Genomic DNA, 18556 nt, shown 5'->3' with positions numbered 1-18556 from the left:
GCCGGCTCGACGGCATCGTCGGTCGCGGGGTCGACGATCCCGTCGATCGCGCCTGCTGCCGATGTGCGGATGGTCATGCTGCTCGTCTTCCCGGTGGATGGGTCACTCCGGGAAGACGGCGCGGACGCCGTCGCTGGCTGCGTCGACAGGGTCGACCCAGCCCGTGCTGCCTCTCATCCAGACTGTGACTGTCGGTTCCGGAATTCCACCGGATCGGCCAGCGAGCTGAGCATCCTCACGGATGATCTGCTCGCCGGTTCGCGGACTTTGACCGCCGGTTCGGAATTGCACCGACCCCGGAGCACGTACTACTACTTCAGTTATAGTCCAACGCCTGGTGCGCGCGAACATTCCCGGTCGGACCGAGGATCGCGCGGATGCGCGCGGTCAGCTCCTGGTGAGCAGAGCCGGGAGTTCGTCGAGTCCCCGGATGACGTGCACTCCGAGCCGCTCCGCCTCGGCGTGATCCACCGGGTCGGGTTCCACGCCGCGCCGGTTGAGCCACACTCCCGTGAGGCCGGCGGCAGCGGCGCCGATCGCGTCCGTGCGCAGCCGGTCGCCGATGTAGACCGCGTCCGCGGGTGGGACGTCGAACAGGTCGACGGCCAGTTCGAAGATCCGAGCATCGGGCTTCGTGACGCCAACCTCGCCCGACGCGACGACGTGCTCGAGCCGACCGGTGAGCAGCAGGGCATCGAGCTTGGCGAGCTGGAAGTCGAGGTCCCCATTGGTGATCATCCCGAATCGCACGCCCGGGAGCGCCGCTGCGATCGCATCCATGGCCGGGAGTGTGTCCTCGTGCAGCACCCACGCGCTCCGATAGCCCCGGAGGTAGTCGAGGAACCAGGACTCCGCTGTGGCGTCGTCGCTGAGGTCCAGCCCATAGGGCGCGACGAAGTCGCGGGCCCTGGCCCGTCGCTGTCCGAGGTAGTCGAGTTCGCCCGTCAGGTACCGGTGGTAGTGCTGCTCCTCGAGTTCGGTCCAGCGAGCGACCTCGGCGAGGGTCGCATCAGCATCCAGATCCGCCGACAGGGTCCGGAGCGTGGTGGCGGCCGCGGCATCGACGGCCTCCCGGTGGGCGAAGAGCGTGTCGTCGAGGTCGAACAGCACGACCGACGGAGCGCTCACGCGCGTCCGCGGGGGAGCAGGCCGATGCGGTCGTAGACCGTGGCGAGCGTGACCTCGGCGATCTCCGACGCACGGTCGGCGGCCGCCGCCAGGATGCGATCGAGCTCGGCGGGATCATCGAGCAGCTCGAGCGTGCGCGCCCGGATCGGCTCGAAGACGCTCACCACCGCGTCGGCCACATCCTTCTTGAGGTCGCCGTAGCCCCGGCCCGCGTACTCGGTCTCGAGAGCGGGGATCGGCGTCTCGGTGAATGCGGAGAGGATCGAGAGCAGATTGGAGACGCCCGGCTTGTCCTCCCGGTCGAAGCGGACCTCGCGTCCGGTGTCGGTGACGGCGGATCGGATCTTCTTGGCGGTCACCTTGGGGTCGTCGAGTAGCCAGACGACGCCCGCATCGGAGGCCGCGGACTTGCTCATCTTGGCCGTCGGATTCTGCAGGTCGTAGATCCGTGCGGTGTCCGTCTGGATCATCGCGCTCGGCTCGACGAAGGTGGCTCCGAATCGGGCGTTGAACCGACTCGCGAGATCGCGGGTCAGCTCGATGTGCTGGCGCTGATCGTCGCCGACGGGCACCACGGCCGTGTCGTAGAGCAGGATGTCGGCGGCCATCAGCACGGGATAGGCGAACAGTCCGAGCGATGCGGCATCGGTTCCCTGCCGCGCCGCCTTGTCCTTGAACTGGGTCATCCTGCTCGCCTCGCCGAAGCCGGTGATCGTGTTGAGGACCCAGGCGAGCTGCGCGTGCGCGGGGACGTGCGACTGCACGAAGAGGGTCGAACGAGAGGGGTCGATGCCGGCGGCGATGTACTGGGCGGCCGTGCGGCGGATCTGACCTCGGAGTTCGGCGGGATCCTGGGGCACCGTGAGCGCGTGCAGGTCGACGACGCAGAAGATGGCGTCGTGTTCGTCCTGCATCGCCCGCCACTGCAGCAGCGCGCCGATGTAGTTGCCGATCTGCAGGGAGTCGGCGCTCGGCTGCATGCCGGAGAACAGGCGGGGCTTGCCGGCGGATGGGGCCTGCGTGGTGGGGACGGTCACGACGTTCAATCCTACGGATCGCCGAGCGTCGTCCGCTGTCGAGCCTCCTGGGTCGCGATGGCGTCGACTTCGAGCGGTCTCCGTCAGACGGCGTAGTCGACGACGACGGGGGTGTGGTCGGAGAAGCGCGCCTCGTAGGTCGCTGCGCGGTCGACCCAATAGCCGCTCACCCGCTCGGCCAGTGCGGGGCTGGCGAGCTGGTAGTCGATCCGCCATCCGGTGTCCTTGTCGAAGGCCTGGCCGCGCCAGGTCCACCAGGTGTACGGGCCGTCGACCTCGCCCGCCGCGCGACGTCCGACGTCGACCCAGCCCAGTCCGCCGCCCGAGTTGTAGTCCTCAGCGCCCTCTGCACCGACGAAGCGGTCGAAGTAGGCGCGCTCGTCGGGCAGGAAGCCGGCGCGCTTCACATTGCCCTTCCAGTTGCGGATGTCGAGGGTGCGGTGGCCGACGTTGAGGTCGCCGACGACGACCGCGAGCGGATTGTGGTCGACGATCTCGGGCAGGCGCCTCTCGATGCCGTCGAGGAAGGAGTACTTGTCGATCTGCTTCTGAGTGTCGGCCTCGCCGGAGTGCACGTAGGCGGAGACGACCGTGATCACGCTGCCGTCGACCTCGTAGTCCGCCTCGAGCCAGCGCCCGGCGGTGTCGAACTCCTCTTCGCCGATGGCGACCCGATGGATGGACGCCTTGCTCCGGCTGGCGATGGCCACGCCGGCACGGCCCTTGGCTGTGGCTGCGTCGTGCAGCACGTTCCATTCGGGGCCGAGCAGGTCTTCGATGTCCTCGGTCGAGGCGCGCACCTCCTGCATGGCCAGGATGTCGACCCCGCGGCCGTCGAGCCACTCGCCCATTCCGCGCCGGAAGGCGGCGCGGACGCCGTTCACATTGATGCTGGCGATGCGGAGGGCAGATCCGGAGGGCATGGATCCACCCTATTGACCCCCGCCGACACGCCCCGACCGCACCGCTCCGCCCGCACCCGTGTGTACGTTCCGGCCGGATACCTACGAAATTCCGCAGGTATCCGCGGGCTTCGTGCACATGGACGTCGCGCTGCGCTGCTTCCGCTAGCTGTCCTGCTTCTGCTTCTTCAGCTCGTCGGCCGTGGGCACTGCCTCGCGGCGCCGCCGTTCGATGCGCGCGTCCTTGAGGATCTGCTTGCCGAGCTGACGCTTCTTCCACCCCGTCGCAGCACGGTATTCGTCCTCGGCCCGCTTGTGGTTGGCATCCGCGATCAGCCGGCGGGCCTCTTCGAGTTCGCGGGCCTTCTCGACTCGCATCTCGTCGGGGCCGAGGTCGCGCGGATCGATGTTCGCGTCGGTCATGCCGGTCGAGATCCACGAGGCGCCGATGAGCATGACCTGGCAGAGGAAGTTGATGAAGATGAGCAGCCCGATGAGGACCGCGAAGCCCGCGAGCAGCGCGTTGTTCCCGACGCCGCCGATGAGGCCCGCTTGGAACGCGGCTTTGAGGATGCCGATCGCGACCCCGCCGATCAGCGCACCGGCGAACAGCCGCCGCGGCGGGATCTTGATCGCCGAGAGGACCCGGTAGGCGGCGGCAAGGGTGGCCGTGTCGATGGCGAGCACGAGGACGTAGCCGATCACGTTTCCGACGACGGTCGCGAACACCGAATCCTCGATGCCGAACAGCCCGAAGACCGCTCCGAGCGCCGCGTTCGACACGATGGACAGGACGGCGGAGAGCACGATGAGCACCCCGAAGCCGAGGGCGAGGAGGAGGTCCTTGCCCTTCTGCTTGAGGAAGAAGGTGTTGTCGCTCGGCAGATCGAAGATCCGACGGATGGCGTCCCGCATCGAGGCGAGGAAGCCGAGGGCGGTGAGGAGCAGTCCGATCAACGCGATCGCGCCGGTCCACGAGAGGCCGGCCGTGGAGAGCAGCGTCTCGGGATCGATCACGCCGCGCGGGTCGGAGCTGCTCGTCTTGATCAGGCCCGGGATGCCCGAGTTGAGCGCATCGAACAGCGCGCCCTGCAGTTCCGGATTCGCAGCCACGATGTTGCCCGCGACCGAGAAGGCCACCCAGATCCCCGCGAACAGCGCGAAGATCGCCTGGTAAGTCATGCCGGCCGCGAGGAGCCCGCCGCCCTCGCTCGTGTAGTGCATGAACGCGCGCACGGGACGCTGCTTCATGACCCATGCGATGAGCGCGGCGATGCCGGTCTTGGGCTTGGGTGGCTCTTCTACCGCGCCTTCCGCGGTGGCGACGGCGGGAGCGTCTCGAACGGCCTGAGAATCTGCGTCACGCGCCATGCGCCGAGCCTACTGGGCGACCCCGTGCGAGGGCGTGCCAGACATCGGACTCCGGTGAACCGCCCAGTTCTGTCGCCTGTGACGCGTGCGAAGCGGCAGAACTCGGCAGTTCAGCGTGCGAGCGGGCGAAACGCTGCGGGCCCGAGGTCGAGCGTCCCGTCGGTGAGCGGCTCGCAGCGCATGCCGCCTCGGCCGCGGAGCGCCCGGAAGGCGCCCTCCGCCACCTCGACGTCCATCCAGGCGCACGGGTTGCACGGCCGGTGGGCGCGGAACTCGACCGGTCCGGCTCCGGAGTCGAGGCTGAAGTCCGATCCGCGCAGCCCGTCCACGTCGAGCCCGCGGACCACGACGTTGCGGCGGGTCGCGGCTGGATCGAGCGGGGGAGTCTCGAGCGCCTGGGCGACCCGCTCGAGCGACTCGATGGCGAACAGGGTGACCGAGGCCCGTCGGTGCGCGGGGGCGTTGAAGTGCCGGTCGCCGACGATGCCCAGTCCGGCGCGGAATCGCAGCGCCTCGTGCAGCTCCGGCCCGATCGCCGGCAGCGCGCCGGCCCTCGGCCGTCCCTCGTAGCGGTGGATCGGCGAGGCGTGCAGCATCACTATCTCAATCCGCCGCTCGACCTCGCTCACCGCATCACCCTATGGCGAGGCGAGATCTCGGGGAGGATGGGCGGATGACGTACGAGAGCACATCCGCTGCCGGGCAGCCCCGCCTGTCGCGCCCCGTGAACGTGCTGGACGTGGTCGGCACGGTGGTCCTGGTGCTGGCCAGCCTCGCGCTCGGCATGTTCTTCACGGCGTCGTCGATCGTGCTCGCCATCGCGCCGTCCGTGAACACGTTCGGGCTGGGTCTCGCGCTGTACGGCTCGGGGGCCCTCGTCCTGCTGGGTGCCGCCGTCTCCATCGTCCAGCTTGTGCGCCGGCGACTCGCCTTCTGGGTCCCGCTGGCCTCTTCGACGCTGGCGTTCATCGCCTGGATCGTCGGGACGTCGATCGCCGTCGCTGGCTGACAGTCCACACGACAAGGCTTGCCGCTGCAGAAAGTGGCTCCCCGCGCGTGAAGTTTCACCAGCGGGGAGCCACGTTCTACAGCGCGGACGAACTGATCAGGCGCGGCCTCGGAGGACGGCCTGCTTGACCTCGGCGATGGCCTTGGTCACCTCGATGCCTCGCGGGCAGGCATCGGAGCAGTTGAAGGTCGTGCGGCAGCGCCACACGCCCTCCTTGTCGTTGAGGATGTCCAGCCGCACCTGAGAGGCCTCGTCGCGGTCGTCGAAGATGAAGCGGTGCGCGTTGACGATCGCAGCCGGGCCGAAGTACTGGCCGTCGGTCCAGAACACCGGGCAGGACGACGTGCACGCGGCGCAGAGGATGCACTTCGTGGTGTCGTCGAACCGGGCGCGCGCCTCGACCGTCTGGTGACGCTCGCGGTCGGGCGTTCCACTGGCCTGCAGGAACGGCTGGATCTGGCGGTACGACTCGAAGAACGGCTCCATGTCGACGACGAGGTCCTTCTCGAGCGGCAGGCCCTTGATCGCCTCGACGTAGATCGGCTTCGACGGGTCGAGGTCCTTGATCAGGGTCTTGCAGGCGAGCCGGTTGCGGCCGTTGATCCGCATGGCGTCGGACCCGCAGATGCCGTGCGCGCAGGAGCGGCGGAAGGTCAGAGACCCGTCCTGCTCCCACTTGATCTTGTGCAGCGCGTCGAGGATGCGGTCGGTCGGGAAGACATTGACGTCGAAGTCCTCCCAGCGCGGCTCCTCGTCGATCTCGGGGATGAACCGACGGATGATCAGCGTGATCGTGAACGATCCGGGAGGCGCGTCCTCGCGGGCCTCGGCAGAGGCGTCCGCGACGTCGGTCTCGGCGGGGTAGGCAACGGTGGCTGCAGACATCGTCAGTACTTCCGTTCCATCGGCTGGTAGTTGGTCACGACGACCGGCTTCCAGTCGAGCTTGATGTGGTCGTCGGCGTGCGAGGAGTGCGGGTCGCCGGTCAGGTAGGCCATGGTGTGCTGCATGTAGCCCGCATCGTCGCGCTTCGGGAAGTCGTCGCGCATGTGGCCGCCGCGGCTCTCATGCCGGTTGCGGGCCGAGAAGACGACGACCTCGGCGAGGTCGAGCAGGAAGCCCAGCTCGATCGCCTCGAGCAGGTCGGTGTTGAAGCGCTTGCCCTTGTCCTGCACGTTGATCTTCGTGTAGCGATCGCGAAGCCCCGTAATGATCTCCATCATCTCGCCGAGGCTCTCCTCGGTGCGGAAGACCTGGGCCTTGCGGTCCATCTCCTGCTGGAGCTCCTTGCGGATGTTGGCGATCCGCTCGGTGCCGGTCGAGGTGGAGAGCATCTGGATGAGCTCGCGGATCTCCTTGGTGGGATCCTCGGGCAGCGGGATGAACTCCGCCGTCTTGACGTACTCGACGGCGTTGTTTCCGGCGCGCTTGCCGAAGACGTTGATGTCGAGCAGCGAGTTGGTGCCGAGTCGGTTGGAGCCGTGCACGGACACGCAGGCGCACTCGCCGGCGGCGTAGAGCCCGGGGACCACGTCGGTGTTCGAGGAGAGCACCTCGGCCTTCACGTTGGTCGGGATGCCGCCCATCGCGTAGTGAGCGGTCGGCATGACGGGCACCGGCTCGACGACCGGGTCGACGCCGAGGTAGGTGCGCGCGAACTCGGTGATGTCGGGGAGCTTCGTCTCGAGCACCTCGGCGCCGAGATGCGTGCAGTCGAGCAGCACGTAGTCCTTCAGCGGTCCGGCGCCGCGGCCCTCTTCGACCTCCTGGACCATGCACCGGGAGACGATGTCGCGGGGGGCGAGGTCCTTGATCGTGGGGGCGTAGCGCTCCATGAAGCGCTCGCCTGAACCGTTGCGCAGGATCGCGCCCTCGCCGCGCGCACCCTCGGTGAGGAGGATGCCGAGGCCGGCGAGGCCCGTGGGGTGGAACTGGAAGAACTCCATGTCCTCGAGGGGGAGGCCCTTGCGCCAGATGATCCCGACGCCGTCGCCGGTGAGGGTGTGCGCGTTGGAGGTCGTCTTGTAGATCTTGCCGAAGCCGCCGGTGGCGAAGATGATCGCCTTGGACTGGAAGACGTGGAGGTCGCCGGTCGCCAGCTCGTAGGCCACGACGCCCGAGGGACGCTTGACCGTCTTGCCGCCGACCTTGACGTCGGACATGACCATGTCGAGCACGTAGAACTCGTTGAAGAAGTTGATGCCGTGCTTGACGCAGTTCTGGTACAGCGTCTGCAGGATCATGTGACCCGTGCGGTCGGCCGCGTAGCAGGCACGGCGAACCGGCGCCTTGCCATGGTCGGAGGTGTGCCCGCCGAAGCGGCGCTGGTCGATCTTGCCCTCGGGGGTGCGGTTGAACGGCAGCCCCATGTTCTCGAGGTCGATGACCGCGTCGATGGCCTCCTTGGCGAGGATCTCGGCCGCGTCCTGGTCGACGAGGTAGTCGCCGCCCTTGACGGTGTCGAAGGTGTGCCACTCCCAGTTGTCCTCTTCGACGTTCGCGAGCGCCGCGGCCATGCCGCCCTGCGCCGCGCCCGTGTGCGAGCGGGTGGGATAGAGCTTGGAGATGACCGCGGTCTTGGCCTTGGGGCCGGCCTCGATCGCGGCGCGCATGCCCGCGCCACCGGCGCCGACGATGACCACGTCGAACTGGTGGTAGCGCACGCCGTCCCGCAGCTCGCCGCGCTCCTCGTCGGTGTGGCTGACGGGGTTCTTCGGGTTGCGCTTCTGTGCCGCGGTATATGCGCCGGCTCGGTGGGAGTCGTCGGGCGCGCCGGTGGATCCGGCTGGGCTCCCGATGGAGCCCAACCGCTCAGCAGGACTCAACGTGCGACCGAGCAGAAGGAGGGGAGCAGGTCGGCCGGCGAGCCCGCCGGGCATGGATCGAAGGTGAAGATCACGAGTGTTCCCAGAGTGAGCAGTACGACGGTCGAGACCACGAGGGCGGTCTTCATGATGCCGTGCGGGGTGAGCAGCCAGCGGATGCCGGTGCCGGTCGGAGGAGTGGAGTAGTCGTTGATGATCGTGCGGATGCCGTTGGATCCGTGGACCAGGGCGAACCAGAGCAGCAGGAAGTCGTACCACTGCCAGAAGGAGCTCGCCCACTTGCCGGCGACGAAGCCGAAGTCGAGCTGGGTGACGCCTTCGCCCGCGAACAGGTTGACGAAGAGGTGACCGAAGATGAGCACGACCAGGAGCACGCCGGAGGCGCGCATGTAGACCCAGCCCCACTTCTCCCAGTTGACGCCCTTCCGGCGGCGGACGACGGTGCTGCGCGGGTTGTCGATGGCGGTCGCTGCGTTGTCGGTCATCAGGCACCTCCGAAGACGTGCATCAGGTGGCGCGGCGCGAAGCCGAGGAGCAGCACGACCCAGAGGGCGAGGACGATGTAGAACATCGCCTTCTGGTGGCGGGTGCCGAAGCCGGTGAAGTCGATCAGGATGATGCGCAGGCCGTTGAGGGCGTGGAAGCCGATGGCGGCGACGAGGGCGAGCTCGCCGAGGCCCATGATCGGGTTCTTGTACTGCGCGATGACCGCGTTGTACGCCTCGGGGCTGACGCGCACGAGCGCGGTGTCGAGGATGTGGACCAGCAGGAAGAAGTAGATGCCCACCCCGGTGATCCGGTGGAGGACCCACGACCACATTCCCTCACGCCCGCGATAGACCGTTCCGGCCGGTCGCTTGGGTGCGGAGAAGCGCCTGGCCACTTGGTCCGTAGGGGAGGCCCCTCGGGGTGCTGGTATGTCCGTGCTCTTCATCGACACGAGTGTGGCTTCACCTTCCGCGCTGGGCGTCTGACGTGCGTGCGTCTGACGATTCGGAATCGATTCTATGCCTGCCCTCCGACACCGAAGTCGCTCCGTTCCGCCAGCCGGAAGCAATATCGGGCAATCTTGCTGGGGCGTCAATACGGGGGCGTCCGGACGGCCTGCGGGTATCGACTCCGCGCCGCCGAAATGCTCTTCGCTAGTCTGGCGACGTGAATGACAGTGGAATCGTGTGGCACGGCCGCGGCACAGAGCCCGAGGCGGTCGACCGCTTCTACAGCGTGATCCCGGCCGGCGGCATCGGCTCCCGTCTCTGGCCTCTGTCCCGGGCCAGCGCGCCCAAGTTCCTGCACGATCTGACCGGATCGGGTCAGACCCTGCTGCGCGACACCTGGAACCGTCTCGTCCCCATCTCGGGCCCCGATCGGATCATGGTCGTCACCGGGCGCGCCCACCGCGCCGCCGTCGAGGCGCAGCTGCCCGAGCTGTCCGATCTCAACGTGGTGCTCGAGAGCGAGGGCAAGGACTCGTCGGCGGCCATCGGCCTCGCCGCGGCGATCCTCCAGCGGCGCGAGCCAGGGGTGATCATCGGCTCCTTCGCCGCCGACCAGGTCATCAACGACAACAGGCGCTTCCGCCAGGCGGTCGTCGAGGCGATCGCGGTGGCCGACGCCGGCTACATCGCCACCATCGGCATCCAGCCGTCCGAACCCGCCATCGGCTTCGGCTACATCCAGTCCGGCGACGCCATCAGCGTGCCGGGTGCTCCGTCGGCCATGTCTGTCAAGCGCTTCGTCGAGAAGCCGGATCTCGTCACGGCGAGGCGCTACGTCGAGGCGGGCACCTACCTCTGGAACGCCGGAATGTTCATCGCCCGCGCGGATCGGCTCCTCGAGCAGCTGGGCAAGACCCAGCCCGAGCTCCTCGCGGGTCTGCTGCGCCTCGCCGAGGCATGGGATACGCCCGAGCGCGGTGCGATCGTCGACGAGGTGTGGCCGTCGCTGGCGAAGATCGCCATCGACTACTCGGTCGCCGAGCCCTCCGCGGCAGAGGGGGTGCTCGCCGTCATCCCCGGCGACTTCGCGTGGGACGACGTCGGAGACTTCGGCTCGCTCGCCAAGCTGCAGTCGGGCGGACGCAAGTCCGACCTCGCCATCCTGGGGGAGAACGCACGCGTGCTCTCCGACTCGTCGAGCGGCATCGTGGTCAGCGAGACGGGCCGACTCATCTCCCTGATCGGCGTCGAGAACATCGTGGTGGTCGACACCGCCGACGCCCTGCTCGTGACCACCAGCGAGCATGCCCAGCGGGTCAAGTCCGTCGTGGATGCGCTCAAGCTCTCGGGCCGCACCGACGTCCTCTAGCCCACCTGGGCTCGTGCCGTCGTCGATCGAGGAGCCGGCGCACCGCTAGCGTTTCCGGGTGCCCACTCCCTTCATCCTCGACACCGACACCGCTCAGGACGACTGCGTCGCCATGCTCGTCGGCCTCCTCGATCCCGAGGCCGAGCTGGTCGGCGTGACCATGGTCGCCGGCAATGTCGGCTTCGACCTGCAGGTCCGCAACGCCTGGATGACGCTCAACGTGGCCGACCGGCTCGACTCCGTTCCAGTGTTCCTCGGCTGCCGTCGCCCGCTGGTGCGCGACTGGGTCTCGGCCGAGAACGTGCACGGCGACGGATCGGGTGGCCTCTCCATCGACTTCTCCGGCCTCGAGCCCGAGGCCGAGCACGGCGTCGACGCCCTCATCCGGATGACGGCCGAGCGCCCCGGCGAGCTGACCATCGTCTGCATCGGTCCGCTCACGAACATAGCGATGGCGGCCGTCAAGGATCCGCGCTTCGTCGCGAACACGAAGGCGCTGTTCATCATGGGCGGGTCCAACAACGCCCGCGGCAACATCACGGCGGCGGCCGAGTACAACTTCTATGTCGACCCAGAGGCCGCGCGCACGGTCTTCGAGGCGGGCTTCGAGATCACCGTCGTGCCCTGGGCGCCGCTGACCCTCGGCGACGCGGTGTTCTCCCGCGAGCAGATCGCCGAGATCGAGGCACTGGGCACCCCGCTGGCACGCTACTTCGGCCAGGTCTGCAAGCAGACGCTGGAGTTCGACGAGTCGGTCGGCATCGCCGGCTCCACCCATCCCGATTCACTGACCGCGTCGGTGCTGATGCATCCCGAGCTGATCCTGAAATCGTCGGGCTACAACGTCGCGATCGAGTCGGAATCGGATCTGACCCGCGGCTACGCGGCGATGTCATGGGGCGTCCACGGCCTCGCGGACAACGCCCGCGTCGTCGAGCGGATCGATTCGGCCGGCTTCTTCGACTACCTCAAGGGCCTGATGTCGCAGCAGACGACGCCGCCCCGGATCTTCTCGCCCGAGCTCTGAATCCTCCGTCCGTCGGCCGGCGCGGAGACCTGAGGTTTCCTGCAGATTTCGCCTTGGTCGCGGATTGATAACTATCGCCCGTTCGGGGGGCGAAGCACTCCGCGTCGACGCGTAACGCTGGGTAATCTTCGAACCACATCTTGCGCACGACGCACTTCGTCGTGCGCGCCTATGGAGGTCAAACCCTGTGAACTCAATCACTCGCAAGCGCGGTCTCACCGGACTCGTGCTCGTCGGTGCCAGCACCCTCATGCTCGCAGCCTGTGCGGCTCCGCCCGCAGCCGATTCCAGCACCGCCGCCAGCGGCGACAGCGACTACCTGGCGTGCATGGTCTCGGACGAGGGCAGCTTCAACGACAACTCGTTCAACGAGGCGGCCAAGGACGGCCTCGACAAGGCCGCAAGCGAGCTCGGCATCCAGACCCAGGCGCTCGAGTCGAGCAGCACCGAGGACTTCGGACCGAACCTGCAGCAGCTCGTCGACGCCAGCTGCAACGTGATCTTCGCGGTCGGATTCAACTTCTCCGACGGCTCGCTCGAGGAGATCGCCAACGCGAACCCCGATTCGGACTTCGTCTGGATCGACGCCGATGACATCAGCGGCTTCGGCGACAACCTGAAGCCCATCAACTACTCGATGGACCAGTCGTCCTACCTCGCCGGCTACCTCGCCGCGTCGTACTCGACCACCAAGGTCATCGGCACCTACGGCGGCCTCGACATCCCCGCCGTCGACGTGTTCATGGAGGGCTACTACTACGGCGCCAAGGCGTACGAGACCGACTCCGGCACCCCGGTCACGGTCCTCGGCGCGCCTGTCGACGGAGCGGGCACCTTCACCGACCCGGCCACCAACTTCGGTGACACGGCCGGTGCCGCCAGCATCACGCAGAGCCAGCTCGATGCCGGCGCGGACGTCGTCTTCCCGGTCGCGGGCGGCCTCTTCGCCTCCAGCGCCCAGGTCATCACGGACTCCGGCAAGGATGCGGTCATCATCGGCGTCGACAAGGACATCGCGGTCACCTCGCCCGAGCTCGCCCCGATCGTGCTCACCTCGGTCGAGAAGCGCATGACCCAGGCCGTCTTCGACGTCATCGAGCCCCTCGCCGGCGGCGAGGAGTTCTCCAACGAGCCGTACATCGGCACGCTCGAGAACGACGGAACCGCGCTGAGCGACTTCGGCGACTTCGACAGCAAGATCTCCGACGACGCGAAGGCCAAGCTCGACGAGCTCAAGGCCGGGATCATCGACGGCAGCATCGTGCCGGTCCCCGCGAGCTGATCACTCCGCAGTATCAGCAGTACACAGCAAGCAGCAGAGAAGTGCTGGGGTCGCTCAGGCGGCCCCAGCACTTCTGCTTTCCCGGCAGGCGCAGGGTCGGGCGTGAACGGACCGGAGTCGGAGCAGTAGGGCAGGATGTCACTGGGATGAAACTCGAACTCCGCGGAATCACGAAGCGCTTCGGCTCGCTGACAGCCAACGACGCCATCAGCATCACCATCGAGCCCGGCGAGATCCACGCCCTGCTCGGTGAGAACGGCGCAGGCAAGTCCACCCTCATGAACGTGCTGTTCGGCCTGTATCAGGCCGATGAGGGACAGATCCTGCTCGACGACGTCCCCGTCGCCTTCTCGGGTCCCGGTGACGCCATGCGCGCCGGAGTCGGCATGGTCCACCAGCACTTCATGCTCATCCCCGTCTTCACGGTCGCCGAGAACGTCATGCTCGGCCATGAGCCCACGCGCTTCGGCGGCGCGCTCGACCTTCCCGAGGCGCGCAAGCGGGTCCGCGAGATCTCCGCCCGGTTCGGCTTCGACCTCGACCCCGATGCGCTCGTCGAGGACCTTCCGGTCGGCATCCAGCAGCGCGTGGAGATCATCAAGGCGCTCTCCCGCGACGCCAAGGTGCTCGTGCTCGACGAGCCCACCGCCGTGCTCACGCCGCAGGAGACGGATGAGCTCATGACGATCATGAAGCAGCTCGCCGCCGCCGGCACGTCGATCGTCTTCATCACCCACAAGCTCCGCGAGGTGCAGGCGGTCGCCAACCGGATCACGATCATCCGACTCGGAAGGGTCGTCGGATCGGCGGAGCCGACGGCCTCCTCGCAGGAGCTCGCCTCGCTCATGGTCGGGCGCGAGGTCGACCTCACCGTCGACAAGAAGCCGCTCGAGGCGGGCGCCGACTCTTTCGTCGTGACCGACCTCACACACTTCGACGTCAACGGCGTCACGCTGCTCGACGACGTCTCGTTCACGATCCGCAAGGGCGAGATCCTCGCCATCGCCGGCGTCCAGGGCAACGGGCAGACCGAGCTCACCGAGGCCATCCTCGGACTGCGACACCGGGTCAAGGGCTCCATCACGCTCAACGGGCGCGAGCTGCTCGGCTCGACGCCCCGTCACATCCTCGAGTCGGGTGTCGGCTATGTGCCCGAGGACCGCAAGAAGGACGGGCTCGTCGGCGAGTTCACCATCGCCGAGAACCTGATGCTCGACCGCAGCTTCGCCGGCCCCTTCACCAACCGGCTGTCCGTCGACTTCGGCCATCGCGACGACTTCGCCCGCAGCGCGATCGGCGAATTCGACATCCGCACGCCCGGCCCGACCACCGCGGCCGGACGCCTCTCCGGCGGCAATCAGCAGAAGGTCGTCCTCGCGCGCGAGCTGTCACGCGATCTCGCCCTCTTCATCGCGTCTCAGCCCACCCGCGGCGTCGACGTCGGATCGATCGAGTTCATCCACGAGCGGATCGTCTCGGTCCGCGACTCCGGGGTGCCCGTGCTCATCGTCTCGACCGAGCTCGACGAGGTGCTGGCGCTCGCGGACCGGATCGCCGTGATGTACCGCGGGCGGATCATCGACATCGTGCCCGCCAACACGCCGCGCGCCAAGCTCGGCCAGCTCATGGCGGGAGTCGCCTCATGACCACCGATTCCAGCATCAAGGCTCAGCCGCGAGCGAACCAGCTGCTCGCCGAGGTGCTGAAGGGCAGCGTGCTGCGCACGGTCCTCGCGATCCTCCTCGCGTTCGTCGTCGGCTCGCTGCTGATCATCTTCACGAACGAGCGGGTCATCGCGTCTGCCGGCTACTTCTTCGGCCGTCCCGGCGACCTCCTCTCAGCTGCGGCCACGGCGGTCGGCCAGGCCTACTCTGCGCTCTTCCGCGGCTCGATCTACAACTACAACTCGTCCACGCTCGAGGGAGCCATCCGCCCCCTCACCGAGACGCTGCGCTTCTCCGCTCCGCTCATCGCCGGCGGGCTCGGGGTCGCGCTGAGCTTCCGGGTCGGCATGTTCAACATCGGCGCCCAGGGCCAGCTGCTCGTCGGCGCCGGCTTCGCCGCGTTCGCCAGCTACCAGCTGCACCTGCCCTACGGCATCCACCTCATCGTGGCCCTGCTGTTCGGCTTCGTCGGTGCGGGCTTCTGGGCGGCGATCGTGGGACTGCTCAAGGCCTACACGGGCGCGCACGAGGTGATCGTGACGATCATGCTCAACTACATCGCGATCAGCCTGATCACCTATCTGATGCGCACGCCCGTCCTGCACCCGCCGGACGGCAGCAACAACCCGATCACGATCGCGCCCGACCCCAGCGCCGTGCTCCCGAAGATCCTCGGCGACGCCTTCGACCTGCACCTCGGGTTCGTGCTCGCCCTCGTCGCGGTCGCCATCTACTGGTGGCTGATGGAGCGCTCGACGATCGGGTTCCGGCTGCGCATGGTCGGCATCAACCCCGACGCCGCCCGCACGGCCGGCATCAACGTGAACCGCGTCTACATCATCGCGATGATCGCGTCCGGGCTGTTCATCGGCCTCGCGGCCGGCAACCAGGCGCTCGGTCGAGGCGGAAGCTTCACGCCGAGCATCGATTCCGGGATCGGCTTCGACTCGATCACCGTCGCCCTGCTCGGTGGATCACGAGCGCTCGGCGTGCTCGGCGCAGGACTCCTCTTCGGCGCCATGAAGGCGGGCGGGCCGGCCATGCAGGCCGCCGACGTGGCCCCTGAGGTGCTCGGCGTCGTCCAGGGCCTGATCGTGCTGTTCATCGCCGCCCCGCCGCTGATCCGGACGATCTTCCACCTCCCCGGCCGCCCGGGCAGGGGAGGATCGCCGCGCCCGACGCGCAAGCCTGGAGCCCCCGTGATGGATCCGCTCCCGGCGGTCGTCGACGACGCGGCGGTCGGCGCCGATGCGGCACCGACGCACGCCGCTTCTTCCACGGCGTCGGCGACGTCGTCGGCTGGCGGGCATGGTTCGCCGGGTGGCGATCCGAGCGGCACGGCAAGCGGAATCACTGGCGAAGGGGCGAACCGATGACCGTCACCGCTGCGACCACGGGCGCTCCGGCGCCGTCGCCCGAGCACCCGCACCTGGCGGTTCCACCGCGCAACTTCAAGACCCCGATCGTGCTGTCGGTGCTCGCCCTGCTCACCTTCGTGGTGTTCGGGCTGCTCGGCGATGCGTCCGACGTCACGTTCCGGCTCTCCGACGCCAACGATGCGGTGCCCCTCGCGCCGCTCGTCGTGCCGTCGCAGCTGTTCTGCATCGTGCTCGGGGTGCTCTCGCTGCTGCTCACCGCCTTCGCCTACGTTCAGGCGGTGCGTCGCAGAGGCGTTCCGCTGTGGGTGTCGCTGGTCGTCGGCGCGTTCTTCGTGGTCGCGCTGTTCGCCTCGGTGGGCGCCGGCAACTCCGTTCCCGTCGTCTTCATCCTGACCGGTGCGATCGGCCTCTCGACCGCGGTGATCTTCGGCTCACTGGCCGGCGTGATCGGCGAACGGGTCGGCGTCGCGAACATCGCGATCGAGGGTCAGCTGCTCGCCGGCGCCTTCGTGTCCGCCGTCGTCGCGAGCGTGACCGACAGCCTCTTCCTGGGGCTCATCGCCGCGATGATCGGCGGGGCGCTTGTCTCGATGGTGCTCGCCGTCTTCTCGCTCCGCTACGTGGTCGACCAGATCGTCGTGGGTGTCGTGCTCAACGTGCTCGTCATCGGCCTCACCAACTTCTTCTACTCCGCGGTGCTCGCCGACAACGCCGAGACCTTCAACTTCCCGGGCACCCTGCCCTATCTGCCCATCCCGCTGCTGTCCGACATCCCCGTGCTCGGCCCTGTGCTGTTCAACCAGCGGATCACGACGTACGTGATGTTTCTGCTGGTGCCGACCGTCTGGTTCGTGCTGTTCAAGACCCGGTGGGGACTGCGCATCCGCGCGGTGGGCGAGCATCCGCTCGCAGCGGACACGGTCGGCATCAACGTCAACCGCACCCGCTTCTGGACGGTGACCATCGCGGGCACCATCGCCGGATTCGGCGGCGCGGCCCTCACTCTCGGCTCGGTCGGCGCCTTCGTCCGCGAGATGAGCGCGGGGCAGGGCTTCATCGCCCTCGCTGCCGTCATCCTCGGCCGGTGGAATCCATGGCTCGCCGCGGTGGCCGCGCTGCTCTTCGGGTTCTCCCGCAACTTCCGCATCTGGGCGGGTCAGATCGGATCGCCGATCCCCGCCGATCTCATCGCGATGACGCCGTACGTGGTCACGCTGATCGCCGTATCCGTGCTCGTCGGACGCGCGGTGGCGCCTGCTGCGGTGGGCAAGCCATACATCAAGGAGTGATGCAGTGACCGCTTCTATCAAGCAGAGGGTGATGCAGTGACGGCTTCTATCGAGCAGAGGGTGATGCAGTGCCGGCTTCTATCGAGCAGAGGGTGATGCAGTGACCGCTTCTATCCAGCAGAGGGTGATGCAGTGACCGTCCCCGAAACCACCGACGCCATCGACTGGGCCGCCCTGCGCGAGGTCGCCATCGAGGCGATGAAGAAGTCGTACTCCCCGTACTCAAAGTTCCCGGTCGGTGCTGCCGCTCTGGTGGATGACGGACGGGTGGTCAGCGGCTGCAATGTGGAGAACGCGTCCTACGGCATCGGGCTGTGCGCCGAGTGCACCCTCGTGTCGGCGCTGACCATGTCGGGCGGCGGCAAGCTGGTCGCCTTCACCTGCGTCGACGGCGACGGGGCCGCGCTCATGCCGTGCGGACGCTGCCGTCAGCTGCTCTACGAGCACTCGGCGCCTGAGATGCTGCTCGACACGGTCAGCGGCATCAAGACCATCGACGAGGTCATTCCCGACGCATTCGGCCCGCGCACTCTGCTGGCCTACCAGGACGAGCACTGAGCCCATCCTCCTGACCAAATCAAGGAGAATTTCGCCTCGAGGGCCTCGGATCGGGATGAAACGGTCGCTGGGTAGCAGAATCTCCTTGATGTGGTCAGGTGGTCCTGAGTGCTGCGGCGACCTAGCGTGGGGGCATGAGTCGATCCGTGAGGATGTTCGTCCCGGCAGCTATTGCTGCCGTCACCCTGTGCGCGCTGCTGGCCGGCTGCTCCGCTCCTGCCCCTGCGTCGACCGTCACGGTGACCACGCCTCCTGAGACCTCGGCGACTCCCAGCCCGACTGCATCGGCGTCGGTGACGCCGACGCCGCCTCCGGTCGACCCGACCGATCCCAATGCTCCAGCCGCTCAGTGCGCCGATGACGCGATCGGGACCCAGGTCCTGCCCGCCGACTCGGGCGCGGGCAGCATGTACTACCAGCTGGTCTTCACGAATACGGGCACGGCGGACTGCGAGCTGCGCGGCTATCCCGGCGTCTCGGTCGTGGGCGACGGGAACGGCACGCAGCTCGGCGCGTCGGCGGAGCACTTCGACGGGATGGAGATCGCGACCTATCCGCTGAAGCCGGGCGACTCGATCGGGGCCTCGATCCAGATGGTCAACATCGGCACGGACGGCGGTCCTCTCGGGGATGCCTGCGACGTGGCAGCGGGCGACGGCTGGCGGATCTATCCGCCGCACTCCTTCGTCGCGGTCTTCGTGGAGTCGCCCGGCCTGCCCGCCTGCCTCTCATCCGACGTCAGCTGGCTGCGGGTCGGAGCCCTCTCCGCCGAGTGACA

18 protein-coding genes and 1 riboswitch are annotated in these 18556 nt (G+C 67.8%); of the genes, 9 read left to right on the top strand and 9 right to left on the bottom strand.

Translation table 11 applies throughout. From position 1 onward, the window contains the following. Positions 1-160: 160 nt before the first annotated feature. Positions 161-308: riboswitch (FMN riboswitch) on the bottom strand. Between the two features lie 79 nt (positions 309-387). From E6C64_RS09625 to E6C64_RS09605, 5 genes are all read right to left on the bottom strand, one after another. Further along, positions 388-1128: an HAD family hydrolase gene (locus tag E6C64_RS09625; protein WP_136427289.1), complete on the bottom strand. Its 741-nt coding sequence runs from the start codon at positions 1126-1128 to the stop codon at positions 388-390. Continuing rightward, positions 1125-2165 (bottom strand): tryptophan--tRNA ligase, encoded by a 1041-nt coding sequence (gene trpS, locus E6C64_RS09620; protein ID WP_269846376.1) that lies wholly within the window; start codon positions 2163-2165, stop codon positions 1125-1127. Before trpS ends, E6C64_RS09625 begins: the two co-directional genes overlap by 4 nt. 83 nt (positions 2166-2248) lie before the next feature. Then, positions 2249-3088 carry an exodeoxyribonuclease III gene (locus E6C64_RS09615; protein WP_136427288.1) on the bottom strand — a complete coding sequence of 280 codons (840 nt, stop codon included), beginning with the start codon at positions 3086-3088 and terminating at the stop codon, positions 2249-2251. Between the two features lie 144 nt (positions 3089-3232). Next, positions 3233-4438, bottom strand: coding sequence for a YihY/virulence factor BrkB family protein (locus E6C64_RS09610; protein WP_136427287.1), 1206 nt, complete (start codon positions 4436-4438; stop codon positions 3233-3235). A gap of 110 nt (positions 4439-4548) precedes the next feature. Beyond that, positions 4549-5067, bottom strand: a complete 519-nt coding sequence (locus E6C64_RS09605) for an MOSC domain-containing protein (protein WP_136427286.1) — start codon at positions 5065-5067, stop codon at positions 4549-4551. Between the two features lie 44 nt (positions 5068-5111). On the opposite strand from E6C64_RS09605, the gene E6C64_RS09600 reads away from it, so the two are divergent. Beyond that, positions 5112-5447 (top strand): hypothetical protein, encoded by a 336-nt coding sequence (locus tag E6C64_RS09600; protein ID WP_136427285.1) that lies wholly within the window; start codon positions 5112-5114, stop codon positions 5445-5447. A gap of 96 nt (positions 5448-5543) precedes the next feature. Here the strand turns inward: E6C64_RS09600 and E6C64_RS09595 are convergent, their stop codons facing one another. From E6C64_RS09595 to sdhC, 4 genes are all read right to left on the bottom strand, one after another. Further along, positions 5544-6332, bottom strand: a complete 789-nt coding sequence (locus tag E6C64_RS09595; RefSeq protein WP_136427284.1) for a succinate dehydrogenase iron-sulfur subunit — start codon at positions 6330-6332, stop codon at positions 5544-5546. 2 nt (positions 6333-6334) lie between these two features. Further along, a complete protein-coding gene (gene sdhA, locus E6C64_RS09590; protein WP_136427530.1) occupies positions 6335-8122 on the bottom strand; it encodes a succinate dehydrogenase flavoprotein subunit in 1788 nt (595 codons plus the stop codon). A 146-nt stretch (positions 8123-8268) separates the two neighbouring features. Beyond that, positions 8269-8757, bottom strand: a complete 489-nt coding sequence (locus E6C64_RS09585) for a succinate dehydrogenase hydrophobic membrane anchor subunit (RefSeq protein WP_136427283.1) — start codon at positions 8755-8757, stop codon at positions 8269-8271. After that, complete coding sequence (gene sdhC, locus E6C64_RS09580) at positions 8757-9155, bottom strand: succinate dehydrogenase, cytochrome b556 subunit (protein ID WP_269846375.1); 399 nt, start codon at positions 9153-9155, stop codon at positions 8757-8759. The genes E6C64_RS09585 and sdhC overlap by 1 nt, the downstream gene beginning before the upstream one ends. 272 nt (positions 9156-9427) lie before the next feature. On the opposite strand from sdhC, the gene E6C64_RS09575 reads away from it, so the two are divergent. The 8 genes from E6C64_RS09575 (at position 9428) to E6C64_RS09540 (ending at position 18554) form a co-directional block, all read left to right on the top strand. Next, positions 9428-10579 carry a mannose-1-phosphate guanylyltransferase gene (locus E6C64_RS09575; RefSeq protein ID WP_233255545.1) on the top strand — a complete coding sequence of 384 codons (1152 nt, stop codon included), beginning with the start codon at positions 9428-9430 and terminating at the stop codon, positions 10577-10579. A 58-nt stretch (positions 10580-10637) separates the two neighbouring features. Then, positions 10638-11606, top strand: coding sequence for a nucleoside hydrolase (locus E6C64_RS09570; RefSeq protein ID WP_136427281.1), 969 nt, complete (start codon positions 10638-10640; stop codon positions 11604-11606). Positions 11607-11793: 187 nt separating this feature from the next. Beyond that, positions 11794-12888, top strand: a complete 1095-nt coding sequence (locus E6C64_RS09565; RefSeq protein WP_136427280.1) for a BMP family lipoprotein — start codon at positions 11794-11796, stop codon at positions 12886-12888. Between the two features lie 146 nt (positions 12889-13034). Then, the gene (locus tag E6C64_RS09560; RefSeq protein WP_136427279.1) at positions 13035-14534 is read left to right on the top strand and encodes an ABC transporter ATP-binding protein; all 1500 of its coding nucleotides are present in this window, start codon (positions 13035-13037) and stop codon (positions 14532-14534) included. Then, positions 14531-15928, top strand: a complete 1398-nt coding sequence (locus E6C64_RS09555; protein WP_136427278.1) for an ABC transporter permease — start codon at positions 14531-14533, stop codon at positions 15926-15928. The genes E6C64_RS09560 and E6C64_RS09555 overlap by 4 nt, the downstream gene beginning before the upstream one ends. After that, positions 15925-17220 carry an ABC transporter permease gene (locus tag E6C64_RS09550; RefSeq protein ID WP_136427277.1) on the top strand — a complete coding sequence of 432 codons (1296 nt, stop codon included), beginning with the start codon at positions 15925-15927 and terminating at the stop codon, positions 17218-17220. The genes E6C64_RS09555 and E6C64_RS09550 overlap by 4 nt, the downstream gene beginning before the upstream one ends. A gap of 132 nt (positions 17221-17352) precedes the next feature. Next, positions 17353-17778 (top strand): cytidine deaminase, encoded by a 426-nt coding sequence (locus E6C64_RS09545; RefSeq protein ID WP_136427276.1) that lies wholly within the window; start codon positions 17353-17355, stop codon positions 17776-17778. Positions 17779-17912: 134 nt separating this feature from the next. Then, complete coding sequence (locus tag E6C64_RS09540; RefSeq protein WP_136427275.1) at positions 17913-18554, top strand: DUF4232 domain-containing protein; 642 nt, start codon at positions 17913-17915, stop codon at positions 18552-18554. The last annotated feature ends 2 nt before the right edge of the window (positions 18555-18556 follow it).

It is taken from the genome of Naasia lichenicola, from assembly GCF_004801885.1.
Classification (GTDB): Bacteria; Actinomycetota; Actinomycetes; order Actinomycetales; family Microbacteriaceae; genus Naasia; species Naasia lichenicola.
Note: the sequence above shows the minus strand (reverse complement) of the source record. Positions and strands in the feature narration are given on the sequence as shown.